This window comes from Sphingobium lignivorans, from assembly GCF_014203955.1.
Lineage (GTDB): Bacteria > Pseudomonadota > Alphaproteobacteria > Sphingomonadales > Sphingomonadaceae > Sphingobium > Sphingobium lignivorans.
On sequence record NZ_JACHKA010000001.1, the window covers coordinates 1,890,692 to 1,914,358 of the forward strand.

Sequence of the window (23,667 nt, forward strand, 5' to 3'; positions counted from 1 at the left end):
ATATCAAGATCGACTTCATAGACCAGCCGCCCGTTCGCGAATGTCAGATAGTAGTTTGGCGGCTGGTTGAGGCGAGAATTGTCTTTGGGGACGATTTGCCCGCCTTCATCGACGTGCGTACCCACACGCGCGGTAGAGAGGTCCGGCGCATTGACGCCGATACGCCTCGCCTTCAGTGGCCGGAGAATTAATGCATCGACGGTGAGGCCTTACTGCGCATTGGCGTCGACCCGGTGGGCAAGTTGCTTGGCTCGACGGCCGGGCTCGCTTCCGACGTGTCCAAGGCCGCCGGGGCTCCGATCGGGGCGGCCACTGGCGACGGGATCACCGACAGCCAAGCCGAAGCCGTGAAGCGGCTCGTGCCGTTCCAATCCTATCTCGGGATGGGGCAGGTGCTCGATCTGCTGACGGCCGATGACTAGCTAGGCGCGTTTGCAATCAGCTCAAAGGCGACCCTTAGCGCAAGAGGGCAGAATGTCGTGTGCTCGGAAAGCACGTGCTCGATCACCGCTTTCACGAGTTCGCCCCGGCCTCTGCTTCTCCATTTGTTCAGCGCCGGAAACTTTTCGGCGAGAGCCGCTTCGAGGGCATGGTCGTCAGATTCGAGATATGTGCGGAAGACGTTCCCCTTCGCTCCGCCAAGGTACGCAACTTCCACTCGCTCGGTCGCTTCGGGGAACAGGGCCATTTGAATGGCGTCGATAAGCCGTTGTAGATCAAGAGACCCGAGGCTGGGAACTCCCGTGAAACGGTCAATATCCTCTAGCCCTTCTGGCAGTCGTCGCTCCTTCATCAGGAGCAATGCTACAAGCAGAGGGTCGAGCAAGACGTTTTCAATCCCGTTTCGCTCTCCTTCCGCCACCACCTTGATTCGGTCCGTGGAGACGGCATCGCCGTCCCAATCGACGATGCCGAAGATCGATGAGTTATCAAGCTCGGCCAGGCGATCGACAGTCTGCTTGACGATTGTGCACCCCGCGTTGATTTCGCCATTGTCCTTGTCACGCAGGCCGGTGGAAAGAAAGTTCAGTTCTCGATCGCACTCGATGTGCGATTTGATGAGCGTATAGACGCTCTCGTAGATCGCAGCATCGGTGTCGCTTTCTGCGAACACCTGACGACGGCCGGTATAGTTGATCGAAAGCGTAGGCACACTGGCCTGCTGCCGGTTTGGTGGACACCGAGATAGGGTGTTTTCACCTATCGGAGGCCCACAATGCAACGAAGGAAGTTCAGCCGCGAGTTCAAGCTTGAGGCGGTAAGGTTGGTCCGTGAGCGCGGTGTGGCAGTTGCGCAGGCGGCCCGCGATCTGGATGTGCACGAGAACCTGCTGCGCAAATGGGTAAAGGAGTTGGCCGCTGATCCTGGCCATGCCTTTCCCGGGCAGGGTCAGATGAAGCCGGAGCAGTTGGAGATCGACCGTCTGCGCCGGGAAGTGGCCAAGCTGAAGGCAGAGCGCGACATTCTAAAAAAAGCCGCCGCCTACTTCGCGAAGGACTCGATATGAGGTTCGCCTTCATCGCGAAGCACCGAGGGATCTGGCCGGTGGCATGGATGTGCGGGGCGCTCGGTGTCTCGCGGAGCGGCTTCCATGCCTGGCTCACCCGGGCGCCGTCACAGCGTGCCCGCGACGACGAGGTGATCGGCTCGAGGGTCAGGGCCAGCCATGTTGGCAGCTATCGCACCTATGGCGCCCGGCGTGTCTGGCACGACCTGCTCGCCGAAGGCATCTCCTGCGGTCTGCATCGGGTCGAACGGCTCATGCGAGCGCAAGGGCTGCGGGCCAGGCCACGCCGCCGTGGACTGCCCAAGGATCAGGGCGAACGCTCGGTCATCGCCGGCAACGTTCTGGGTCGCCAGTTCACGGCCGACAGGCCCAACCAGAAGTGGGTGGCAGATTTTACCTACGTCTGGACTGCCGAAGGATGGCTCTACGTGGCCGCCGTCATCGACCTGTTCTCGCGCAGGGTGGTGGGCTGGTCGATGAGCGACACGATGACCGCCCAGCTCGTTACCGATGCGCTCATCATGGCGATCTGGCGACGCGGAAAGCCCGATGCCCTGCTGCATCACTCGGACCAGGGTAGCCAATATACCAGCGAGCAGTTCCAGCGGCTCATGGCCGACAACGGCGTCACCTGTTCGATGAGCAGGTCCGGCAACGTCTGGGATAACGCCGCGATGGAAAGCTTCTTCTCCTCGCTCAAGACCGAGCGGATCGGGAAAAAGGTCTACCGCACGAGGGCGCAGGCGAAGGCGGACGTGTTCGATTACATCGAGTGCTTCTACAATCCGACCCGGCGTCACTCGACCCTGGGTTACCTCAGCCCTATCGACTTCGAGCGAGAAGCTGGGGTAGCCTAAATGAGCCTATCTCGGTGTCCACCAAACCGGCAGCAGGCCAACTGAAGGAAATGCCGCGATAGACAGGTGCCGTTGCCGAAATTCTAGCTGCACTTCCGATTCCCCCGTTTGGCTAACCCTACCTAAACTTGCTCTCCCATAAAAATGTTTTCGGAGCGATCACACGTTGGCGATGCCGTCCTCCCGAATTGGAATGCATGTGGAACACATAGCCGAAACCGTGTTCCAGCCATTTACGAGAGGGTGCGCTAAACTGCTGATTTTTGGGGAAGAAGTGGTGGACGCACTAGGGCTCGAACCTAGGACCCGCTGATTAAGAGTCAGCTGCTCTACCAACTGAGCTATGCGTCCACTCGCCAAACAAATGACCCTGCAATGCAACGGTCCCGTTCAGGAGCGGCGCCGTTAGCATGGGGTTTGGGTGTTGCCAAACAAAAAATGCGCGATGCGGTGATTGTATCGTTCCGGAGGTGAAGAGGGGGAGGGGACGGACTTGAAATGGGGCAGTGACGCCACGCCTGAGAGGCGAATGCGGGGTGGATGGCCGTTTCGGTCGCGCTCTGCGGGCGGGGGGAGGCGGTCGGTAGAATGCCAGCGTGCCCGGCAGAGCGATGCGGGCGGCCTGCGCGCCGTTGGTGCGTCGCATTCAGCACAGGCATCCGGCGCTTGTAATGACTTCGCCTGCGGTGCTGGGGGAAGCGCTCCGGCTGGCCGTCATGGTCAGCGCGCGAACCTACCCAGCGCGCCGCCCTTGCATTCAGGGCCAGCGTTCGCCCAGCGCCTTGCGGTTGCGATCGATGTTCATGATGATGCCGACGCACAGCATGACGGTGAGCATCGATGATCCGCCATAGGACATGAAGGGCAGGGGGATTCCCACCACGGGTGCCATGCCCATCACCATCATGAGGTTGATGGCGATATAGAGGAAGATGGTGGTGGTGAGGCCGCCGGCGACGAGGCGCGCGAAGCGGTCCTCGGTGCGCTGCGCCACGCGCATGCCCCAGCGCAGCAGCAGGAACAGCGCGATGATGAGCGCCAGTCCCCCCACCATGCCCCATTCCTCCGCCATGGTCGCGAAGACGAAATCGGTATGGCCCTCGGGCAGGTAATCGAGATGGCTCTGCGTGCCGTTCAGGAACCCCTTGCCGAACAGGCCGCCCGAGCCGATCGCGATCTTCGACTGGCTGATATGATAGCCAGCGCCCAGCGGATCGCTCTCCGGATCCATGAAGATCAACACGCGCTTCTGCTGATACTCATGCAGGAAGCTGAAGGCGATGGGGATGAGCGCCGCGCCCGCCAGCCCCGCGCTCACGAAGAGCCGAAGCGGCAGGCCCGCCAGGAACATGACGGTGACGCCGCCGAACCCGATCATGCTGGCCGTGCCGAGATCCGGCTGGAGGAGCACGAGAAGCACGGGCATGCCGATCAGCACCAGCGACGGCCAGATCGCCATGAACGTCCGGATGAAGGCGCTTGGCAGGAGCGCGTAGAAGCGGGCGACGGCAAGCACGATCGCCACCTTCATGAACTCGGAGGGCTGCAACTGCATGAAGCCGAGATTGATCCAGCGCTGGCTGCCGCCGGCAACCCCGCCGATGAGCTCCACCAGGAACAAAGCGACGAGCACCACGACATAGATCGGGAAGGCGCTCATCCGGATGTAGCGGAAAGGCACGCGCGAGATGACTTCCGCCATTACCAGGAAGATGCTGAAGCGGATGATCTGCATGCCTGCCCATGGCGTCACATGGCCGCCGGCGGCGCTGTAGAGAACGATGGCGCCGAACGAGGCGAGCGCGATCAGCAGCACGTACAGGCGCCAGGGGAGGCGCGCGATCGCATCGGGGACGGGGACCAGCCGGTTCATTCGGGGTCCACGGCGTTCTGGCCGGCGGGCCGAACGATCGAGAGAGAGGCTTCGTCCTCCGCCCCGAGATCGTCTCCGGCGACGGGGCCGCTCTGGCCGGCACCGGTGGCGCCGCTTGCATTGGCAGCGGGGTCGGACGCATTCCCGTTCCCCGTGGCGGCTTCCAGGATCGGCGCGGCGGCGGCGAGGCCCCGCGCGACGCGGAACTCGTTGAGCTGCCGCTCCAGCCGCTGCTGCGGCGTGCCGCCCCAGCTCCCTTCGAGATTGGTGAGCTTTTCCATCGCCTTGGCCGGATCGTACAGATAAGTGATGCAATCGCCAGAAATCATCGGCGCATCCTGGTTCCGGTCGAGATGGCCGCCATGCTCAACAATGCAGGCAATGGCATAGCGCGGATTGTCATGGGGCGCGAAGCCCTGGAACAGCGCATGGTCGCGCCGCTTGTAGGGCAGGGACGCGCTGCGCATGCCGCGGGCGGAGACGGCGCCCACCTGTGCGGTGCCGGTCTTCCCCGCGAGCAATATGTTCGGCACGGGAAGCCGGGCGGCACGTCCGGTGCCGCCGCCATTCACCACATCCTTCATGGCGTTGCGAATGACGGTGAGATGATCGAGCCCGATGCCCAGCGGCTGCCCTTCATGCTTCTTTCCGTCCATGAGAAGATGCGGCTGGAGATCCATGCCGGTGGCGAGCCGCGCCGCCATGACCGCCATCTGCGTGGGATTGACCAGCATATAGCCCTGGCCGATCGTGGCGTTGACGGTGTCGTAGGTCTGCCAGTCCTGCTGATATTTGCGCTTCTTCCAGGCGGGGTCGGGCACGGTGCCGTAGCTCTGGCTGGGGAAGGGCAGATCGAAGCGCTGGCCCAGCCCCAGCCGGCGGGCCATCGCAGCGATGGCGTCCATCCCGATCTTCTGCGCGAAATAATAGAAGTAGATGTTGCAGCTCTGCTCGATGGCGCGGTGCATGTTCACCCGGCCATGGCCGCGCCGCGAATGGCAGTGGAACAGGCGATTACCCACGCGCAGCGCGCCCGTGCAGGTGACCGTGTCGTCCGGCGAGAGACCCGCTTCCAGGAAGGACAGCGCGATCATGGGCTTCACGGTCGAGCCGGGGGGATACAGGCCCGCCAGCGTCTTGTTGCGCAGCGGGACATGATCGTCCTTCGAGAGCATTTCCCATTCGAGATGCGATATGCCGTCCGAGAAGCTGTTGGGATCGAAACTCGGCATCGAGGTGGAGGCGAGGATGTCCCCGGTCAGACAATCGACGATGACCACGGCCCCGCTCTGGGTGCCGAGCCGCCGACCGGCGAATTCCTGAAGGCCGGCATCGATGGTGAGCTTGATGGTACGGCCGGGCGTATCCGGGCGGGTGGTGAGATCGCGCACGACGCGGCCGCGCGCGGTGACTTCCACGCGCCGCGCGCCGGGCTTGCCGGTCAGGAGCGTGTCCAGCGATTGCTCCAGCCCCTGCTTGCCGAGCTTGAAGCCCGGCGTGATGAGCAGCGGATCCTTCGTCTTGCGATAATCCTCTGCCGAGGCGGCACCCACATAGCCAAGGAGATGGCCCACGGCAGGCCCGGCGGGATAATGGCGAGAGAAGCCTTGCGCGGGCGCGACGCCCGGCAGCTCGGAAAGGCGCACCGAGACGGCGGCATATTGCTCGTAGCTGAGGTCATCGGCGACCTGCACCGGCTGGAAACCGGCGGCCTTGTCCAGATCCTCGCCGATCCGGTCCACCGTGTTGGGATCGAGCTTGAGCAGGTCGGTCAGCTCGGCGATCACCTTGGGGCGGTTCTGCAACCGGTCGGGAATGAGGTCGACGCGGAAGTTCGTGCGGTTGGACGCGAGCGGCAGACCGCGGCGATCCACGATCCACCCGCGCCGGGGCGGCGTGATGGTGAGATTGACCCGATTGCTCTCCGAGAGGAGCTGGTATTTCTCGTTCTCGGCGATGGCGATCCAGCCCATGCGGCCCACGAGCAGCCCGCCGACCGTGACCTGCGCCGCGCCCAGGAAGAAGGCCCGGCGGCTGAACGTGAAGGACTGGCTGGCGTCGGTTACGGTCTTCTTGCCAAAGAGATTCACGGCAATCGCCATCTGTCGAGTGCAGCGCAAAGGCGCACGATGATCGGGAACAGACCGATACTATAGGCAATCTGCGGCAGGATTTGAATGATCGGCCCGCCATGGCCGGCAAGATGCACTGCCAGCCAGCCCCCGGCCAGCGCGAAGGCCATCGCGACGGACGCGACGAACCAGCCATGCCAATAGTCCCGCCAGGTGTGGCGCTGGCTCTCGAAATCGAGCGCAAGGAGAATGATTGTCCACAGGAAGATCGCGCTGCCGAGCGGTTGCCCGCTCATGAGATCGTCGAACAGGCCGAGCGGCAAGCCGATCCACAAGGGCCAGATATCGGGCCGCAGCAGGCGCCAGGCGAGGAAGATCATGAGGCCGAAGGGCGGCAGGAGCGGCGTCTGCGCGATCACCGGGGCGACCGCGACGATCATCGAGCCGATCATCACCGAGACGACCGGGGTTCCCCGGATGTGGAGGAGCGTCCGGTCCCGGCCGATGCGGTGATCGTAGCGCGGCACTATTCTGCGCCCGCATTGCTGGCTTCGACTTCGCGTGCCGCTGCCTCGCGGGCGGCCTCGGCGGGCCGATAGGGCGTCTGCACCAGCACCAGCTCCACGCGCGAGGGATTGGCGAGCGGGAAGGCGACGGCACGGTCCCCCTCCAGCCGCGCCACGACCGCGACGGGGATGTTGGGCCGATAGATGCCGCCGATGCCGGACGTCACGAGGATATCCCCGGGCTTGAAAGGATTGCGCTCCGTGTTGAGAGCGCGGATCTCCACCGTGCCGTCGCCACGGCCCGAACTGATGCCGGGAATATTGTCCGTCGTCCGACGCACCGGCACGACATTGCCCTCGTCGATCAGCAGCAGCACGTCCGAGCTGTTGGGACCGGCCCGCAGCACGCGGCCGACCAGCCCCTCCGGCGCGCGGACGGGCATGCCCGGCTGCACACCACGCGCGCGGCCGATGTCCAGACGGGCGAGGCGCGCGGCGCTGCTGCTCGTGGAGGATATGAGATGCCCGGCGGAAACCACGCCGGTCTCGCTCTCGGTCAACCGCAGCAGGCGCTTGAGGCGTGCATTCTCCTGCCGGATGGCCTCCGCCTCGATCAGCCGGGTGCGATTGGCTTCCACCTGCCTGAGCAGCGCCGCATTCTGCGAGCCGGCATTGATATAGGCCGCGACCGCCTCGTCCAGATTGCCGATTCCCACCACCACGGTCCGCAAGCCGCTGGACACGGGGCGCGTGATCTCGGCCGCAACGGATCGCAGCGCCGCGAACCCGGTCGGGTCGGCAATCGAGATCATGAGCAGCAGCAGGCCAAGGGCCGCGCCGGCAAGAGCGATCACATAGCTGGCGAACAGGCCATATTGCGCCTTCCGGTCATAACCGGGGCGCCTCTTTCCTGGTGGCGGCACGACGCGCCGCCCTTGATCAGGCAGTCTGGAGCACGCCGCGGAAGACCGGGTCCTCCATTGCGCGCCCCGTCCCGATCGCGACGCAAGTCAGGGGATCCTCGGCGACGGTGACCGGCAGGCCGGTCTCGTCGCGCAGTTCCTCGTCAAGCCCCTTGAGCAGCGCGCCGCCGCCGGTCAGGACAATGCCCTGATCGACGATGTCGGCCGCCAGCTCCGGCGCCGTGTTCTCCAGCGCGATGCGCACGCCTTCCACGATGGTGCCGATCGGCTCCGCCAGCGCGTCGGCGATCTGGCCCTGATTGATCGATATTTCCTTGGGCACGCCGTTCACGAGATCGCGGCCCTTGATGTGGATGATGGCGCCCACGCCGTCCGCCGGCTTCTGGGCAATGCCATATTCCTTCTTGATGCGCTCGGCGGTCGCTTCGCCGATCAGCAGATTGTGGTGTCGGCGGACATAGGAAACGATCGCTTCGTCCATCTTGTCGCCGCCCACGCGCACGCTGGTGGTGTAGGCAAGGCCGCGCAGCGAAAGCACGGCGACTTCCGTCGTGCCGCCGCCGATGTCGACGACCATCGAGCCGATCGGCTCCGTCACCGGCATGTCGGCGCCGATCGCGGCGGCCATCGGCTCCTCGATCAGGAACACCTGGCTCGCGCCGGCATTGCTCGCGGCATCGCGAATGGCGCGGCGCTCGACGCTGGTCGAGCCCGAGGGCACGCAGATCACGATTTCCGGGAAGCGCGGGAAGCGGCGATGGCCGTGCACCTTGCTGATGAACCACTTGATCATCTGCTCGGCGATATCGATGTCCGCGATCACGCCGTCGCGCAGGGGACGGATCGCCTCGATGGAATCGGGCGTCTTGCCCATCATCAGCTTGGCATCCTCGCCGACGGCCTTGACCCGCTTGACGCCATTGATCGTCTCGACCGCCACCACCGAGGGCTCGTTGAGCACGATGCCGTGGCCCCGGACGTAGACGACCGTATTGGCCGTCCCCAGGTCGATCGCCATGTCGCGGGAAGTGAACTTGAACAAATTGGAGAAAAACGACATCGAATGTCCTGTTCATGCCAGCGCGCCGGGACCGGCGCGTTTCGCGATCCTTTGGGAATGTCCGCTCTGGCGACTCCAACCATTTCAGGAAATGAATGGCTTTCGCTCGCGTAGGTCGCTCGCTTGGTCTAGTCGCCATCAGATGTCAATACGCCGCCTGCCCGAGACTCTGGTGAATCGCATTGCCGCTGGCGAAGTGGTCGAAAGACCCGCCAGCGCGCTCAAGGAACTGATCGAGAATGCGCTGGATGCGGGCGCCGACACGATCGCCGTGACACTGCGGCAAGGCGGCCTTGACGGCATCGCCGTGACCGACAACGGCCATGGCATCGCGCAAGGCGAGATCGCGCTCGCGCTGGAGCGCCACGCCACATCCAAGCTGCCCGACGAGGCGATCGAGCAGGTCCGCACGCTCGGTTTTCGCGGTGAGGCGCTGCCCTCCATCGGCAGCGTCTCGCGCCTCACCCTGTCGAGCCGGCAGCCGGGCGCCGACGGATGGCGCCTCATCTGCGACAATGGCGCCATCGCGCCGCTGGTACCTTGCGCGATGCCGGCCGGCACGCGCGTGGAAGTGGACGGCCTGTTCGCCCGCGTGCCGGCCCGGCGCAAGTTCCTGCGCAGTGCCCGCTCGGAATATGCCGCCTGTCTCGACATCGTGCGCCGCCTCGCCATGGCGCGCAACGATGTGAGCTTCGTGCTCGAGCATGACGGCCGGCGCGTGCTCTCGCTGCCCGGCGGGCAGGATCGCGAGGACCGCGTGGCCCAGATCATCGACCGGGAACTGGCGGACAATCATGTGATCGTCGCGCTGGAGCGTGAAGGCGTCTCGCTGGCCGGCGTCGCCTCGCTGCCGACATTCCATCGCGGCAGCGCGGATCATCAGTATCTCTTCGTGAACGGGCGGCCCGTGCGCGACCGGCTGCTGGTCGGCGCGGTCCGTGGTGCCTATGCCGACTTCATCGCGCGGGACCGACATCCGGTGCTGGCGCTGTTCCTGGCGCTGCCGGTGGAGGAGGTGGACGTGAACGTCCATCCCGCCAAGACCGAAGTGCGCTTCCGCGACCCGGCATTCGTGCGCGGCATGATCGTGAGCGGGCTACGGCGCGCGCTCGACGAGGCCGGGATGCGCGTCGCCAACCGCCCGGAGGCGGGCTCGGGCGATCTCTGGCAGCGCGAGCCGGCGGCCATGGCGGAGATGGCCGCCCTGGCTGCGCAGGGCATGCCGTTCGGGCCGAGCGGAGCGGGGGCGGGCACGGGCCCCGGAGTGGGCGCTATGTCCCGGGGCGGGGCTTATGGCGGCGCGCCGCTCCTGGGCGATCGGCAAGCGCGCTTCTCCGGTTTCGCGCCTTCGGGCCGTGCCGAGCCGGCGCCACCCACGGCTCCGGCGGGGCAGGACGCGCGCGAGTTTCCGCTCGGCGTGGCACGCGGGCAAGTGGCGCGGACCTATATCGTCGCGGAGGCCGAGGACGGCCTTGTCATCGTCGACCAGCACGCCGCGCACGAGCGGCTGGTGCTGGAGCGGATGCGCCGGGCGCTGGCCGATGGCGCGGTGGCTCGTCAGGCCCTGCTGCTGCCCGAAGTCATCGAGCTGGACGAACCCGCCTGCGACAGGATCGAGGCGCGGATTCCTGAACTGGCCGAGCTGGGCCTGGAGATCGAGCGTTTCGGGCCCGCCGCCATGCTGGTACGCGCCGCACCCGCGCTGCTCGGGTTGAGCGACGTCGCCGGGCTCGTGCGCGATCTGGCGGACGATCTCGCGGCGCTCGGCGATGCGACGTCCCTCAAGGCGCGGCTCGATCTGGTCGCGGCCACCATGGCCTGCCACGGCTCGGTGCGCGCCGGACGCATCCTCTCGGTCGCCGAGATGAACGCACTGCTGCGCGAGATGGAAGTGACACCCCATTCCGGCCAGTGCAACCATGGCCGCCCGACCTGGATCAAGCTCGCCCATGGCGACATCGAGAAGCTGTTCGGCCGCCACTGAGGGGCGGGTCAACCGCGCGGCTGCGCGCCTTACCCGTCTGCCGGGCGGCGTTTCTGCATCGCGATGGACATGAGGCTCAGCACCTCCTCGTCATGCTGGTTGATGATGCGGGTCTGCCATTTGAGGATGCCCATCTCCGGGCGGGAACGGCTGGCGATCTTCTCGATCAGTTCACTGCTGCCGCGCAGGACGTCGCCGGGGAAGACCGGGCGCTTCCAGCGTAGCTCATCGATGCCCATCGCGCCGAGCGACTGTTCCTGCCAGCCGGGGACAGCCTGCCAGCGCTCGACCATGGCGGCCATCATCATCGCGCAGGTGTGCCAGCCGCTGGCGGCCAGCCGCCCGAAATGGGTCTGCGCCGCCGCGTCCTCATCGAGGTGGAAGGGCTGGGGATCGTAGCGCCGGGCGAAAGCGATCACTTCCTCGCGGTCGACCGTGAAGGGGCCGAAACTGTCACTGATGCCCGGCTCGAGATCTTCCCAGTAATAGCTCATCGTCAGGAACGGCTCCCTGCCAGCAAAAGCCCATTGTCGGCCGCGGCTCAGCCAATGTCCAGAGCGACGGTTCGGCGCGGGACAGTCGCCGTCGCGCGTCGACTGAGCGTGCCGCCCGGCGTCGTTACCCGATCGAGCACCATGAAATGGGTGCGCCAGGCCTCCGGCGTCACCTCGCATATACTGTAGCCGCGCTGATCGTTCATGAAGCGCAGCTGGGGATTGTTGGCCATCATCATGTCGGTTCCGGTCCGCTTGTCCTGCCCGTCACCACCGCTGGAAATGGACGTGGTGACGCATTCGACAGCGACGGGGCGATCGCGATCGTACAGGAGTCCGGCGAAATTCTGGTGCTCGTCGCCGGTCAGCACGACGGCGTTGTCGACGCCCGCGAGGCGGCGCATCAGGCGATTGCGCGGGGCGTCATAAGCGGCCCAGCTGTCGAGATTGAGGATCTTCTCCGTCTCTTCTTCGGAGCGTCGCCTGTCGAGCGGCATCATCATCACCTGCTGGGCGAGGCAGGTCCACACGGCGTCCTTGCGAGCAAGGTTCGCGTCGAGCCAGCTTTCCTGCGCTTGCCCCAGCACAGTCGCCTTCGGGTCCGCCACGTCGGGGCAGAAAGGCCGGAAGCCATCGCCGCAAGGCTGGTCGGACCGGAAGCTGCGGGTGTCCAGCAGGTTGATGCTGGCGAGATTGCCATATTGCAGCGCGCGATTGGCATGAATGAAGGAACCGCGCGGGATCATCGCAGCGCGCACCGGCATATGCTCGTACCAGGCCTGCATCGCTGCCTGCCGCCGCAGGGCGAAGATCTCCGGCGGCACATCGCCATGCTGCTGGAAATCCTGCACCCAATTGTTCTCGACCTCGTGATCGTCGAAGGTCGAGAGGAAGGCGTGGCGGGAGCGGGCGGCCTGCAGATCGATATCCAGCAGATATTGCGCATAATGGGCGCGGTAATCATCCAGCGAATACAGCACCCGGAGCCGGTGATCGCGCACCTTGGGCACGGGCAATCCCTGCTGGAAAGCATAGTCCGAGCGATATTCGTAGATGAAGTCGCCATAATGGAAGACGAAGGCCAGGTCTTCCTGCGCGAGATGCCGATAGGCAGTGTAGAGACCGGCTTCGTAATGCTGGCAACCGCACACGCCGAACCTGAGCGAAGAGACCGGTGCGCCCGCGCGGGGCAGGGTCCGTGCGCGGCCGAAGAGCGAGCGATCCGATCCGAGGCGAAAGCGATACCAATAGGGCCGGTCGGGCTCGAGCCCGGTGACTTCCACATGGACGCTGTGGCCCAGCTCCGGCCGGGCCGTCGCCGTGCCGCTGGCGACGATGGTCGCGAACCGGTCATCGCTGGCGACTTCCCACAGGACTGGCAGGGCGGACATGGGCATGCCGCCATGCGGCGCGAAAGGCTCGGGCGCCAGCTTCGTCCAGATCACGAAGCCGTCCGGCGCGGGATCGCCCGAGGCGACGCCAAGCCGGAAGGGCGTGTCCGAAAACCAGTTCTGCGCGCGCACGATGGCAGGCGCGCCGGCGATGCCCAGCGCAGCAGCCGCGCCGCCGGTGGACAGGAAATCTCTACGTGTCAGCATGGCCGGATGCATTAACCGCCAAGTGTGACGGGTCAGGGACAGGCTGGCGAGGGTGAGGCGGCGTCACCACTCACGCCTGCGCCAGCGTCTCCCTTTGCGAGGCCAGATGCGCGGCGCGGGCGGCCATGCCGTCGCACATGCGGCCGAGCGCTTCCAGCATGAGCTTGCGCACCTGCGCGTCACCGGGCTGGATCTCGCCCATCGCGCGGCTCATGGCGTCGATCCATTGCGTGGCGGTGGTTCGCGCAAGACCCGGCAGCACGACATGCATCGACATGATGCAGGCGCCCGGCCGCTGCTCGAACCAGTCCCGCGGCCCACCCGTCCATGCGACCAGGAAATCGGTGAGCGATGCGACCATCGGCGCGAGCTCTGGCCCGTGCATGGCGCGCAACTCCGCATAAGCCGGATCGCTGTCCATGATCTGGTAGAAGCGCTCGACAAGCCGGGCGATCGCCGCGCGACTGCCCAGGCGCTCAAAGGGGGAGGCGAATTCATCCATGGAGCGGCGCTATCATCCGCGCCGCATCCTCCATTTGATCGGGATCAAGGCACGCCGAGCTGCTGTGAATGCTCAGCTGTGAAGGAAATGCATGACGTCCCCGTCCTGCACCACATAGGCCTTGCCCTCGGCGCGTAGCTTGCCCGCCTCGCGTGCCTTCGCTTCGCCGCCGAATGCCACGAAATCGTCGAACGCGACGGTTTCAGCGCGGATGAAGCCCTTCTGGAAATCGCTGTGGATCTCACCCGCGGCCTCGGGTGCGTGCGCACCCTTGTGGACAGTCCAGGCCCGCGCTTCCTTGGGACCAACGGTGAAGAAGGTGATGAGATCGAGCAGCTCATAACCCGCCCGGATGACCCGGGCGAGGCCGGCTTCCTCGAGGCCCATGGCCTCCAGAAACTCGGCGCGGTCCTCAATCGGCATCGTCACCAGATCGGCCTCGATGGCGGCGGACACCACGACTGCCTGCGCGCCCTCGGCCTTCGCTTTCTCGAACACGCGGGCGCTGAAATCATTGCCCTGCGCCGCGCTCTCTTCCTCGACATTGCAGACGTAAAGCACCGGCTTGGACGTGAGGAGCTGCGCCTGGCGGAAGATGCGGGCTTCTTCCTCGTCATGGGGCTCGACAAGGCGGGCGGGCTTGCCTTCGCGCAGGAGATCGAGCGCGCGGCCCAGCACGGCGGCGGCGATCTTCGCTTCCTTGTCGCCGCCGGTCGCCTTCTTCTGATAAGCGGGCACGCGCTTCTCAAGGCTTTCGAGATCGGAGAGCATCAGCTCGGTCTCGACCGTCTCGGCATCAGCAATGGGATCGACGCGATTGTCGACATGCTGGATGTCGTCATTCTCGAAACAGCGCAGCACATGGACGATGGCGTCCACTTCCCGGATGTTGCCGAGGAACTGATTGCCCAGGCCCTCGCCCTTCGAGGCGCCGCGCACCAGACCGGCAATGTCCACGAAAGCCAGCTGGGTGGGGATGATCTTCTGGCTGCCCGCGATGGCCGCCAGCTTGTCCAGCCGGGCGTCGGGCACCGCCACCTGCCCGACATTGGGCTCGATGGTGCAGAAGGGATAATTGGCAGCCTGCGCCGCCTGCGTCTCGGTGAGCGCATTGAAAAGGGTCGACTTGCCGACATTGGGCAGGCCGACGATACCGCATTTGAAACCCATTGGACGTCCGTTCGATAGAGCGATTGGCAGCCCATTAACGCCGGGGTGGGCGCAATGCCAGTGCGAAGGGTATCCCGCTCGCTGCCGTCGCCTGCGCCTTCATGGATCCTGTTCACTTGCAAACGCGGCCGGTGTAGAAGATCGAGGGGTTCAAGGGGGGACGTATGAAGCCGGCTATATGGTGTCCATTTCTGTTGTCGCTGGTGTCGCTGGCGATTGCCGGCGATGCGAGCGCGCAAGACGTCGCTCTTCCGACGCGTCTCGCACAATGCCAGCCGCAGAACGCGGCGGCGGATGCTGCCGAGATACGCTACCGGAACTGCTTCCCCGATATCCGCGAGAGCAGCTACGCCGCCGCCTATATCAGCTTCAACAACGACCGGATGAATCTCGACGCCTATCTGGACGGGCTCGAACGAAACCAGCGGAGGAGCTTTCTCACCTTCCTGAGGTCGCTTTTCGTCTCCAACACGGACACGGTGCTGGTCGTCGCACGGATCGTTGCAAAGCCCGGGGGCGGACGGCCGGACGAGCTGGTCGGCAGCTACACGCTGATGAAGATCTTCAAGAGCGATAGGGGCGGCGACCATTTCTCCGTGGAAAAACTGACCAAGGACGGGTTCGAAGGCCCGATCTTCTCAGCGGATTCAACTTCGAGGGTGGTCGTCCAGATTTCCTATGCGGCGGAGCACCGCGCGGAATCCAATGTCAGCGGCGCCATCAGCCAGCTGGGCGACTTGCTCGGCGGCATCAGTTATCTGCGGAAGATTTCCGCGCTCGCCGCCGACAAGAAGGCCGAGATCAAGCGGCTCGACGATCTGATTACCTCCAAGTTCAACCGGAATGCGGATTTCGGCAATGCAGTCGACCTGGGGCTCGACCCTGCCGGGACGCAGGCCTTCTACGGACGGCTGACGCTCGGCAAATATCTGGACAGTTCTGCGGGCGGCAATCTGCATGTCGCCGTGGTGCCGGTGGCTTCCGTGCTGGTGAACAATGCGCCGGTAGATCCATCCAGCATCCAATATGGCGATGGCCGCTGGGATCCGGTCGCGACCCGGCGGATAAGCGACCGCTACATCGATGGCCTGCCGCTTTCCTCCCATGTTCGCCAGGCAATGGGCGACGATTATCTGCTGTTGAGCCGGGCAGCCGACCAGACGACATTCAATCGTGTTTGCGACAGGCTGTCAGAGTTCCTGAGCGATCCGGCTTTCGGTCTCTCCGGTACGGACAGCATGGCGGCCACCTGGGCCTTCATTGCGGGCAACCCCTTACTGAAATCTCCGCCGGTGCGGGCGAATTATTGCCTGAGCGCTTTCGAGCAGCAAGGCATCCTGGAGCGCCACGGCCTCGGCTTGCCTCCGCTTTCCATCGTCCCGGATGCCAAGTTCGACAGCCTCATCGCCGCAGCGCAGCTTTATGCGGCAAGGGCCGATGAAAGTGCGATCGCGGCCCAGCAGGAAATCAACCGTGCCCTCGTCGCCGAAACGCGCGCGGCCCTGATCCCGCCGCCGGAGGGCTATTCGTCGAAGCCACTGGGAGGTCATCGTTATGCGGGGCAAACCGTCGATCCGGTCGAGCCATTCCACGGCGTGGCAACCGAGACGATGTCCGGACGGGAAGGCAATCGATATGAAGGGCAGCTCACGCTTGCCGGCAGCGGGCTCATCTACGAAGGACTGGGGCGTTATGTGGTCAGTCGTCCCGGCACCGCCGGCTGGGAGTATCGCGACTATACCGGGGACTTTCAGGCCAACTGGTTCAGCGGAAACGGCGTGATGCGCTGGCCCGACGGGCGCGAGTTCAAGGGGCAGTTCGCGCGCGACCTGCCAAGCGGCTACGGGATACTGAGTTATCCCTCGGGGGAGCGCTATCATGTCCGAATGGTGGACGGGCTCCCGAACGGACCCGCCGTGAGAGAACAGAATGGGGAGCGCCGGGGCGGCAACTGGATATCGGGCACCTTCGTGCCGGAATGACCCGGGGATGATTATCCCCCGGCAGAATCATACAATGGCGCAGGCACCGGCGGCAGGGGGTCCGCCGCCGGTGCCTGCCATCGTTCAGTTGCCGACCGGCTGGTTGTCCGTCCGCGTGACCACCACGGTCGAGGACCGCGGCTGCTGGCCCGCCACCGGCCAGTTGCCGGTCGGGTGCTGGATGTTCACGAAGAAGGTCCGCAGGTCCGGCGTGTAGGCGAGGCCGGTGATCTCGCAGCCTTCAGGCCCCACGAGGAAGCGCTTGGACTGCTTCGTCGTCTGGTCGATGTAGAACATCGCATTGTGGCCGATCGTATCCTCGATGGACACGCCCGAGACGCCGGATGAGCCGGGGACGCTGTGGTCGGTCTGCACCCACAGGCGGCCCTGCGGATCGATGCGGATGCCATCGGGGCTCGAGAAGGTATCCCCATTGATATTGCCGGCCAGATTCGCGCCGCCCGGTGCCCAGGCGGGATCGCCCGCGAGCAAGAACAGCTCCCAGGTGAAGCTCGTCGCGAGCGGAGAATCGCCGCTTTCCCGGAACTTCAGGATGTGGCCATGGCGATTGGTCACGCGCGGGTTGGCGGCATCGACGACACGACGGCCGCTGTTGTTGGTCAGCGTGACGAAGATCGCCTTGCCGTCGGGTGCGACCGTGATCCATTCCGGGCGGTCCATCACCGTCCCGCCGGCGACGCGCGCGGCGGACTGGCACTTGACGAGCACTTCGGCCTGGTTCGCGAACGAGACCGGCGTCGGCGCAGGCGGTGTCGTGCTCTGACTGACATTGCCGGGATCTGACGCGGTCGCCGTCAGGCCGTTCTGGCCGTGGACGAGCGCGCGCCACTCGCCGGTGCCGTCAGCGTTGAACTTCGCGACATAGAGCGTCCCGTAGTCGAGGAGGTTGGTGTTCGCCGCCCGGTTGGTGGTGCTATAGGCACTGTCCGGAACGAACTTGTAGATGCAGCCCGGGGTGCTGTCGTCGCCCATGTAGAAGGCCACGCGCCGATCGGTATTTGCGAGGAACGTGACGTTCTCATGGCTGAAGCGGCCCATGGCGGTGCGCTTGGTGGGCGCGGCCAGCTCGAGATAGGGATCGATCTCGACGACCCAGCCATAGTTCTGCTCGGGCTGCGCGGGATCGAAATAATTGTCCGTCGTTTCCTCGCAGGTGAGGTAGGTGCCCCAGGGCGTACGGCCGCTGGCGCAATTGTTCAGCATTCCCTTGATCGTGCCGGAGAGCAGGCCTGCGGCCGGGCCGCCAGCGCGATAGCTGGAATTGCCGGTGTAGCGCTTGTTGTACTTCGAGCCGGCCTTGACCGCCCATTTGCCGGTGGAATCGGCGGCGACCTCGATCACGCCGATGCCGACCGCGGAGAGAGCGAGCGCCTTCTGCTCGGCCGTGGCCGTCGCGATGTCCGGCACGCTCGCCATCAGGATGTTGAAATCGGGATATTCGAAGTTGATCGCCAGCAGGCCGCCCTTGTTCGCATCGGTGCCGGACAGCTCGAAATACTCCATGCCGTCATGATTGCCGCCAGACCACTTCTCGGCCTGCTCGAGGGTGGGGAAGCTGCCGGAATAAGGCGTGCCGGCCTCGATGGAGTCACCGGCCTTCAGCAGCACTTCCACCTTGTAGCCGGTCGGAACGGTGACGGTGTCGTTGCGGTTCGCGGGCACCGACGTGAAGCCGATCGTGTAGCTCGGGGTGGGCGTGGGGGTCGGTGTGGGCGTGGGGGTCGGTGTGGGGGTCGGCGTCGGAATGGTCACCGGACCATCATCATCGTCATCACAGCCCGAAAGCATGGCAGCTACGGGGAGAATGGACAGGCCGAACAGGCCATTGCGCAACAGGCTGCGACGCGACGGATTCGCGGCAACGATGGCTTCAAGGCTGTTGGGCTGCGGCTCGCCTTCAACTTCGGTGCGATAGGGCGCGCGCGCCTTATCCGTGAGATAGGACATGATTTTCCCCTTGTTGGCAGTCTGGCTCGGATGCGGAAGCGACGGCTGGCTGCCCCCGCCCTTGGCGCCCACCTGATTGCAGCGGTTCATGTCATCACCATTGCCGGAGCGTTGCTTCGCCATGACAGTTGCATGACGGTGGCGCGGCAGAACCATGTCCGATCCGTTACGGCAGCGGGCGGCTTCCCGGCCGGGCGCAGCTGCGTTAGAGAACGCGCATGACCTGTGCCGATCAGATGAGGGCTCTTCCGTCGGCTCCGCGCCGACGCGGCGGATACGGCCTGATGGCCCTTGCCGGGCTCGCGCTGCTTCTCGCCGGCTGCGCTTCCACCAAATACCGCCCCGTGAGCGACACACCGGTGCGGATCGGCAAGCCTTATGCCGTGCGCGGGGTGACCTATGCGCCTGCCGACGACCGTGCCTACGACCGCCTCGGCTATGCGAGCTGGTATGGCGACGAGTCCGGCAACATGACCGCAAATGGCGAACGCTTCCGCAAGGGCGCGATCGCCGCCGCGCATACGACGCTGCCACTGCCGAGCTATGTCGAGGTCACGGCGCTCGATACCGGGCGAACGATTCTGGTGCGGATCAACGATCGCGGGCCTTTCAGCGGCGGGCGGATCATCGATCTCTCGAAAGGCGCTGCGACCCTGCTCGGCATCGAGCGGCAAGGCGTGGCTGCCGTGCGCGTGCGCCGGGTCGAGCCCCCCGAAAGCGACCGCGCGCGTCTTCGGGCCGGTCGCGAGGCCATGGCGCGCTCCCGGGTCGCGGAATCGACACTGACGCTCTGGCGCGCCGCACTCGCGGACTCACGCACGGGGCAGGGCGGCTGCGGCGCACAGACCGCCCGCTGCTGAAGGCGCGGGGTTCTGATACTGGGGTAATCCTGAGCCCGGGAACCCTGTCGGGGCATCCTCAATCCGCGAGGCGCAGGGCGACTTCGCTCATGAAGCGGGCGTCATCGCCCTTCGCCAGCCATTCCGCTTCGCGCGACATCGCGCCGAGCAGGTCGGCCAGCGGGTCGATCTCGCTCTTGGCATAATTGCCGAGAACATGGCCCGTCACGCGATCCTTGTGGCCGGGATGGCCGATGCCGATGCGCACGCGGCGGAAGGCATTGCCGACATGCGCTTCGGTCGAACGCAGGCCGTTGTGCCCTGCCGTGCCGCCGCCGCGCTTCACTTTCATTTTCATGGGCGCCAGATCGAGCTCGTCGTGAAAGACGGTCACGTCCCCGACATCCAGCTTGTAGAAATCGCAAGCCGCGCGAACGGCCCTGCCGCTCTCGTTCATGAAGGTCTGGGGTTTGAGGAGAAGGATCTTCTCGGACCCGATGCGGCCCTCGGCGGTCAGGCCCTGGAACTGCTTTTTCCAGGGCGAAAAGCCATGATCTTCGGCCATGACGTCCAGCACCATGAAGCCGACATTGTGACGGTGGAGCGCATATTGCGTCCCGGGATTGCCGAGGCCAACCCAGAGTTGCATTGATGCGCTCCCCCTGCGCGGAGAGGCTTAGGCCTCGCCGGCCTCTTCGCCTTCCTTCGTCGTGTCGCCTTCGCTGGACTTGAGCGCGGACGGTGCAACGATGGTGGCAATCGTGAAATCGCGATCGGTGATCGCCGGCTCGGCGCCCTTGGGCAGCTTCACCGCGCTGATGTGGATGGAATCGCCCACGTCGAAGCCGGTGAGGTCAACCGTGATGCTGTCCGGAATCTCGGCGGCATCCACGATCATTTCCAGCTCGTGACGGACGACGTTGAGCACGCCACCGCGCTTGAGGCCGGGAGCGGCCTCTTCGTTCTCGAACACCACGGGCACATTCACATGCACCTGGGCGTGCTCGGAAACGCGCAGGAAATCGGCATGGAGCGGGCGGTCCGTGACGGGATGGAAAGCGACGTCCTTGGGAAGGGTGCGAACCTTCTTGCCGCCAACCTCGACCATCACCACCGAGTTGAAGAAGTGGCCGGTGCCCAGCAGCTTGGAGAGAATCTTCTCCTCGACATGGACCATCTGCGGCTCTTCATTGTTGCCATAAATGACGGCGGGAACGCGGCCCTCGCGGCGGAGAGCGCGGGAGGCTCCCTTGCCTGCCCGATCGCGTGCCTCGGCCGACAGCGTAAGCGTGTCGCTCATATGCGTGTCTCCAAAAGCAGATTGTGTATATTCCGCCACGCCTCCAGGGATGACCATGACGGAAGGCGGCGCGCTTAGCGGCAAATGTAGGCAAAAGCAATGCCCATGAGCAACGCTGCGATAGCGCGGCGCCCGCCGGGCGCTCCCTTCAGCCGAGCACTTCCTGCACCGCAGCGACCAGCGAGCGGGCGCGCACGGGCTTCGAAAAGCTGGGGGCGCCGCTGAAGATCGGGGGCTGCACGTCCGCGAGATAGCCCGACATGACGAAGAAGGGAATATCGTCCTCCTTCAGCCGGCCCGCGAGCGGGGCCGACGTCTCGCCGTCGCCCAGGTTGATATCGAGGAGGGCAAGGGCGCATTCGTGCCGATCGAGCAGCGCCATCGCGGTCGGCACGTCTCCGGCCGGGCCGATGACGTCGAACCCCGCATTCTCCAGCATGGCGGCGAGGCCGAGGCCGACCAGCGGCTCGTCCTCCACGACCAGAATGTTCCGCGCGACCGGCGAGGGTGCCGCGAGCAGGTAACTCCACTCGTCCCCGCGCGATGAGCGGTGCATTGGTCGCTCGGCAACGATGAGCGCGGCCGCGACGATGACGCCGCCGGGATCGCGCACCGCAGAGAAGGCCGCGCTCACCGGAATTTCGGCGCCTGACGCGGCGAGATGCGTCGTTTCCTGCCGGTCCGGCTGCTGGCCTTCCCGCAGTCGGGAAAGCAAGGCTTCCTGATCGCGCCGGAGATGGTGTGGCAGGATGCGACTGAAGGATCGCCCGATCATCTCGCTGGCAGAATGGCCGTAGAGTCGCGCGGCCGCGTCGTTCCAGCTCAACACGATGCCGCCAAGATCGAGGCCGATGATCGCATGTTGAGCGCCATGCACGATGGCAGCGAGCAGCGCGTTGCTGCCAGTGATGAACGGCCCCTCGGCGAGGCCGGATTCATGATCGAAACGGGGCATCCGTGCGCCCTTTCCCGGTTCGTCCCACTCCGGGACGGATAGTGCCCGAGTCGCAGGAGGGGCGCAAACATAATCTCGGGTTAACCGGTCGGGTCGTGTGCGTTGCGGGGCCGGCTCACTGAACCCGCCTCACGTGCCAGCCGCGCCGGGAGAGTTCGTTCTGCAAGCTCGCGGTGCCCAGCAGATGGCCTGCGCCCACAGCGACGAAAGCGATCCCCTGGTGGCGGCGCAGATCGCCATCGAGAGCGGCGCCCCAGCGTGCATTGCGCGCGTCGATGAGCGCCCGGCGCAAGCGCGGCGCGCTGTCGAGCGGCGCGAGGAACTGCCGCTCCATCCGATCGAGGTCGCCTTGCGCCCAGGCCTGCTGCAGATCGGCATGGAGACTGGCTGCCGCATCCGCTTCCCGCACGGCCTGCACGAGCAGCAGGCGCTGGTCCGCTTCCGGCAGCGCATCGAAGATGCCGAGCTGCTCCTCGATGGTTTCGAGCCCCCGCACCGGCTTGCCGGCGGTCTCGAAGGTGCGGGTCAGCACGGTCTCGCCGCCATCCTCCGAGGACAGGCCGAGCTCGGCGGATGCGGCGGCACTGACCAGCAGGGCGGCGGCCCAGCTCTCATAGCCGTCCAGCCCGTGAAGCACGCCGGGCCGCCGCCGGATCAGGGCGCGCAGCGTCTCGGCGTCGGCAGGCCCGAGCCGGGCGGTCGCCGGGGCAAGGCCCGTGGCGCGGCCGAGCCGCTCGAACACCGCGCGGCTGCGGCGCTCCTTTTCCAGCCCGGTCACCTCGAGGATCAGCCGGTCGCTGCGCGCCGTTGCCCGCGCGATCTCTGGCGACAGCCATGTCGTACCACGCTGCAGGGCGTGGACCGTGCCGAACAGATAGGCTTCCCGGCCGTGGCCAGTGACATGCCACAGCGCCGGTCGCGCGGCGACCTCCGCCTGCCCGCCCTGACGCCCGATCTGCCAGCCTGCCCAGGCAAGCACGACCAGCGCGGCAAGCGCGAGGCAGAGGAGCAGCGGGCGGGGCAGGCTCCGGCGGGATGCCCGATCGGCCATGAAGGCTCAGCGCCGCCGGCTGACGCGCCGGGCGGAAATGCCGCGCGCCTTCAGCATCTGCTGCACGCTGCCATCCCCGGCGAGATGGCCCGCGCCCACGGCGATGAAGACCGTGCCGGGCTTCTCCATGCGGGTGCTGATCCAGTCCGCCCAGCGGGCATTGCGATCGATGAGCAGGCGCTTCTCCAGCTCCGGATTGCTGTCCACGGACTCGTTCATGATGGCGGCGAGTTCGTCCGGCTTGCCCTTCGCCCATGCATCGATCATCCGCTCGATGGTCTGCGCGAGCGTGGGCAGTTCGTCGAGCGTCTGCACCAGCAAGTCCACCTGCAGCGGATCGGGCAGGGTTTCAAAAATGCCGATCTGCTCGGCGGCGGTCTCCAGCCCGGCGAGCGTCTTGCCGGCTTGCCTTGCCGCGGCCTCGATCACGCGGTCCGCACCGCTCTGCGGATCATAGCCGAGCCGGTGCAGCGGCGCGACGGTCAGGGTCAGGGTCGTGAACCATGGCTTCACATGGTCGAAAATCTCGGGCGGCAGGTTGTTCGCTGTCAGCGCGGCCTGCAACTTCTCCCGCGACGGCGCGGGCAGGCGGCTGCTCAGGCTCTCGCCACCCGGATCGAACGCGCGCCGCAGGAGCATCTGCTGCGCCTCCGGCTCGTCATCCTGCCCCACGATTTCGAGCACCACGTCCCCGGACTTGTCGAACGCGGCGCGCACCGGCCCCTCGAACCAGCGCATCCCGGGCTTGAGAAGGTGGATGGTGCCGAACAGATAGATGGTCGTATCCTCGTCCCGCACGACCCACAGCGCCGGACGCGCCCGCACGGAGCGCGGCGCCGAAGCAGCACGCGTCGGCGCATCCGCCGATGGTGCCGCAGGCGCGGCAAGGGCAGGGGCGGGCAGGCAGGGGGCGAGGGCCAGCGCACAGCCGAGGATGAATGAGGTCCAGCGCATGATCTCTTTTTCCGGGTCCGGCCGTTGCATCGCGGAGTTGCCGGCGCCGCGCAAGGCCCTTGCATCGCCGCG

21 protein-coding genes and 1 tRNA gene are annotated in these 23,667 nt (G+C 65.6%); 5 read left to right on the plus strand and 17 right to left on the minus strand.

Features of this window, described 5'->3' with window-relative positions; all coding sequences use genetic code 11:
• Positions 1–233 precede the first annotated feature (233 nt).
• On the plus strand, positions 234–422 hold the full coding sequence (locus HNP60_RS08565) for a hypothetical protein (protein ID WP_184152527.1): 189 nt from the start codon (positions 234–236) through the stop codon (positions 420–422).
• On the opposite strand, the gene HNP60_RS08570 is transcribed toward HNP60_RS08565, so the two are convergent.
• Positions 419–1,153 (minus strand): hypothetical protein, encoded by a 735-nt coding sequence (locus HNP60_RS08570; protein ID WP_184152530.1) that lies wholly within the window; start codon positions 1,151–1,153, stop codon positions 419–421. The genes HNP60_RS08565 and HNP60_RS08570 overlap by 4 nt on opposite strands.
• Positions 1,154–1,216: 63 nt before the next feature.
• On the opposite strand from HNP60_RS08570, the gene HNP60_RS08575 reads away from it, so the two are divergent.
• Positions 1,217–2,364, plus strand: a protein-coding gene (locus HNP60_RS08575) for an IS3 family transposase (protein WP_184150945.1) whose coding sequence is annotated in 2 segments (ribosomal slippage) — positions 1,217–1,475 and positions 1,475–2,364 — 1,149 coding nt in all. Because the reading frame shifts where the segments join, the coding sequence is not laid out codon by codon here.
• Between the two features lie 275 nt (positions 2,365–2,639).
• On the opposite strand, the gene HNP60_RS08580 is transcribed toward HNP60_RS08575, so the two are convergent.
• The 6 genes from HNP60_RS08580 to HNP60_RS08605 all read right to left on the minus strand — a co-directional run bounded on the left by HNP60_RS08580 (position 2,640) and on the right by HNP60_RS08605 (position 8,798).
• Positions 2,640–2,715, minus strand: a tRNA-Lys gene (locus HNP60_RS08580).
• Between the two features lie 406 nt (positions 2,716–3,121).
• Positions 3,122–4,237 (minus strand): rod shape-determining protein RodA, encoded by a 1,116-nt coding sequence (rodA, locus tag HNP60_RS08585; protein WP_420825224.1) that lies wholly within the window; start codon positions 4,235–4,237, stop codon positions 3,122–3,124.
• Positions 4,234–6,339 carry a penicillin-binding protein 2 gene (gene mrdA / locus HNP60_RS08590; RefSeq protein ID WP_184152533.1) on the minus strand — a complete coding sequence of 702 codons (2,106 nt, stop codon included), beginning with the start codon at positions 6,337–6,339 and terminating at the stop codon, positions 4,234–4,236. The genes rodA and mrdA overlap by 4 nt, the downstream gene beginning before the upstream one ends.
• Positions 6,324–6,836, minus strand: coding sequence for a rod shape-determining protein MreD (locus tag HNP60_RS08595; RefSeq protein ID WP_184152536.1), 513 nt, complete (start codon positions 6,834–6,836; stop codon positions 6,324–6,326). The genes mrdA and HNP60_RS08595 overlap by 16 nt, the downstream gene beginning before the upstream one ends.
• A complete protein-coding gene (gene mreC, locus HNP60_RS08600; protein ID WP_184049192.1) occupies positions 6,836–7,738 on the minus strand; it encodes a rod shape-determining protein MreC in 903 nt (300 codons plus the stop codon). Before mreC ends, HNP60_RS08595 begins: the two co-directional genes overlap by 1 nt.
• Before the next feature lie 16 nt (positions 7,739–7,754).
• Positions 7,755–8,798 (minus strand): rod shape-determining protein, encoded by a 1,044-nt coding sequence (locus HNP60_RS08605; protein WP_014076041.1) that lies wholly within the window; start codon positions 8,796–8,798, stop codon positions 7,755–7,757.
• 142 nt (positions 8,799–8,940) lie between these two features.
• On the opposite strand from HNP60_RS08605, the gene mutL reads away from it, so the two are divergent.
• Positions 8,941–10,782 carry a DNA mismatch repair endonuclease MutL gene (mutL, locus tag HNP60_RS08610; RefSeq protein ID WP_184152539.1) on the plus strand — a complete coding sequence of 614 codons (1,842 nt, stop codon included), beginning with the start codon at positions 8,941–8,943 and terminating at the stop codon, positions 10,780–10,782.
• A gap of 29 nt (positions 10,783–10,811) precedes the next feature.
• Here mutL and HNP60_RS08615 read toward each other — a convergent pair whose 3' ends face one another.
• The 4 genes from HNP60_RS08615 to ychF all read right to left on the minus strand — a co-directional run bounded on the left by HNP60_RS08615 (position 10,812) and on the right by ychF (position 14,546).
• Positions 10,812–11,276, minus strand: a complete 465-nt coding sequence (locus HNP60_RS08615) for a MaoC family dehydratase (protein ID WP_184152542.1) — start codon at positions 11,274–11,276, stop codon at positions 10,812–10,814.
• A gap of 47 nt (positions 11,277–11,323) precedes the next feature.
• Complete coding sequence (locus tag HNP60_RS08620) at positions 11,324–12,874, minus strand: alkaline phosphatase D family protein (RefSeq protein WP_184152545.1); 1,551 nt, start codon at positions 12,872–12,874, stop codon at positions 11,324–11,326.
• A gap of 70 nt (positions 12,875–12,944) precedes the next feature.
• The gene (locus HNP60_RS08625; RefSeq protein WP_184152548.1) at positions 12,945–13,376 is read right to left on the minus strand and encodes a globin domain-containing protein; all 432 of its coding nucleotides are present in this window, start codon (positions 13,374–13,376) and stop codon (positions 12,945–12,947) included.
• Between the two features lie 72 nt (positions 13,377–13,448).
• Positions 13,449–14,546: a redox-regulated ATPase YchF gene (gene ychF, locus HNP60_RS08630; protein WP_184152551.1), complete on the minus strand. Its 1,098-nt coding sequence runs from the start codon at positions 14,544–14,546 to the stop codon at positions 13,449–13,451.
• A 203-nt stretch (positions 14,547–14,749) separates the two neighbouring features.
• On the opposite strand from ychF, the gene HNP60_RS08635 reads away from it, so the two are divergent.
• Positions 14,750–16,528 (plus strand): MORN repeat-containing protein, encoded by a 1,779-nt coding sequence (locus tag HNP60_RS08635; protein ID WP_338056756.1) that lies wholly within the window; start codon positions 14,750–14,752, stop codon positions 16,526–16,528.
• A gap of 84 nt (positions 16,529–16,612) precedes the next feature.
• Here the strand turns inward: HNP60_RS08635 and HNP60_RS08640 are convergent, their stop codons facing one another.
• The gene (locus tag HNP60_RS08640; protein WP_184156971.1) at positions 16,613–18,496 is read right to left on the minus strand and encodes an alkaline phosphatase PhoX; all 1,884 of its coding nucleotides are present in this window, start codon (positions 18,494–18,496) and stop codon (positions 16,613–16,615) included.
• 284 nt (positions 18,497–18,780) lie between these two features.
• On the opposite strand from HNP60_RS08640, the gene HNP60_RS08645 reads away from it, so the two are divergent.
• The gene (locus HNP60_RS08645) at positions 18,781–19,356 is read left to right on the plus strand and encodes a septal ring lytic transglycosylase RlpA family protein (RefSeq protein ID WP_260394794.1); all 576 of its coding nucleotides are present in this window, start codon (positions 18,781–18,783) and stop codon (positions 19,354–19,356) included.
• Between the two features lie 58 nt (positions 19,357–19,414).
• On the opposite strand, the gene pth is transcribed toward HNP60_RS08645, so the two are convergent.
• The 5 genes from pth to HNP60_RS08670 form a co-directional block, all read right to left on the minus strand.
• Positions 19,415–19,984: an aminoacyl-tRNA hydrolase gene (pth, locus tag HNP60_RS08650; RefSeq protein WP_184152559.1), complete on the minus strand. Its 570-nt coding sequence runs from the start codon at positions 19,982–19,984 to the stop codon at positions 19,415–19,417.
• Between the two features lie 27 nt (positions 19,985–20,011).
• Entirely contained in the window at positions 20,012–20,635 is a 624-nt protein-coding gene (locus tag HNP60_RS08655) for a 50S ribosomal protein L25/general stress protein Ctc (protein WP_014076051.1), read from the minus strand.
• A 148-nt stretch (positions 20,636–20,783) separates the two neighbouring features.
• Entirely contained in the window at positions 20,784–21,590 is an 807-nt protein-coding gene (locus tag HNP60_RS08660; protein ID WP_184152562.1) for a PAS domain S-box protein, read from the minus strand.
• Between the two features lie 115 nt (positions 21,591–21,705).
• Positions 21,706–22,641 carry a TraB/GumN family protein gene (locus HNP60_RS08665; protein WP_184152565.1) on the minus strand — a complete coding sequence of 312 codons (936 nt, stop codon included), beginning with the start codon at positions 22,639–22,641 and terminating at the stop codon, positions 21,706–21,708.
• A gap of 6 nt (positions 22,642–22,647) precedes the next feature.
• Positions 22,648–23,595, minus strand: coding sequence for a TraB/GumN family protein (locus tag HNP60_RS08670; protein ID WP_184152568.1), 948 nt, complete (start codon positions 23,593–23,595; stop codon positions 22,648–22,650).
• Positions 23,596–23,667 lie beyond the last annotated feature (72 nt).

Bases quoted from the DNA above. Each gene is read 5' to 3' on its own strand.
- HNP60_RS08670 (WP_184152568.1), bottom strand. From the start codon at position 23,595: ATGCGCTGGACCTCATTCATCCTCGGCTGTGCGCTGGCCCTCGCCCCC.
- HNP60_RS08660 (WP_184152562.1), bottom strand. From the start codon at position 21,590: ATGCCCCGTTTCGATCATGAATCCGGCCTCGCCGAGGGGCCGTTCATC.
- mutL (WP_184152539.1), top strand. From the start codon at position 8,941: ATGTCAATACGCCGCCTGCCCGAGACTCTGGTGAATCGCATTGCCGCT.
- ychF (WP_184152551.1), bottom strand. From the start codon at position 14,546: ATGGGTTTCAAATGCGGTATCGTCGGCCTGCCCAATGTCGGCAAGTCG.
- HNP60_RS08605 (WP_014076041.1), bottom strand. From the start codon at position 8,798: ATGTCGTTTTTCTCCAATTTGTTCAAGTTCACTTCCCGCGACATGGCG.
- HNP60_RS08665 (WP_184152565.1), bottom strand. From the start codon at position 22,641: ATGGCCGATCGGGCATCCCGCCGGAGCCTGCCCCGCCCGCTGCTCCTC.
- mrdA (WP_184152533.1), bottom strand. From the start codon at position 6,339: ATGGCGATTGCCGTGAATCTCTTTGGCAAGAAGACCGTAACCGACGCC.
- pth (WP_184152559.1), bottom strand. From the start codon at position 19,984: ATGCAACTCTGGGTTGGCCTCGGCAATCCCGGGACGCAATATGCGCTC.
- HNP60_RS08655 (WP_014076051.1), bottom strand. From the start codon at position 20,635: ATGAGCGACACGCTTACGCTGTCGGCCGAGGCACGCGATCGGGCAGGC.
- HNP60_RS08640 (WP_184156971.1), bottom strand. From the start codon at position 18,496: ATGTCCTATCTCACGGATAAGGCGCGCGCGCCCTATCGCACCGAAGTT.
- rodA (WP_420825224.1), bottom strand. From the start codon at position 4,237: ATGAACCGGCTGGTCCCCGTCCCCGATGCGATCGCGCGCCTCCCCTGG.
- HNP60_RS08620 (WP_184152545.1), bottom strand. From the start codon at position 12,874: ATGCTGACACGTAGAGATTTCCTGTCCACCGGCGGCGCGGCTGCTGCG.
- HNP60_RS08615 (WP_184152542.1), bottom strand. From the start codon at position 11,276: ATGAGCTATTACTGGGAAGATCTCGAGCCGGGCATCAGTGACAGTTTC.
- HNP60_RS08645 (WP_260394794.1), top strand. From the start codon at position 18,781: ATGGCCCTTGCCGGGCTCGCGCTGCTTCTCGCCGGCTGCGCTTCCACC.
- HNP60_RS08625 (WP_184152548.1), bottom strand. From the start codon at position 13,376: ATGGATGAATTCGCCTCCCCCTTTGAGCGCCTGGGCAGTCGCGCGGCG.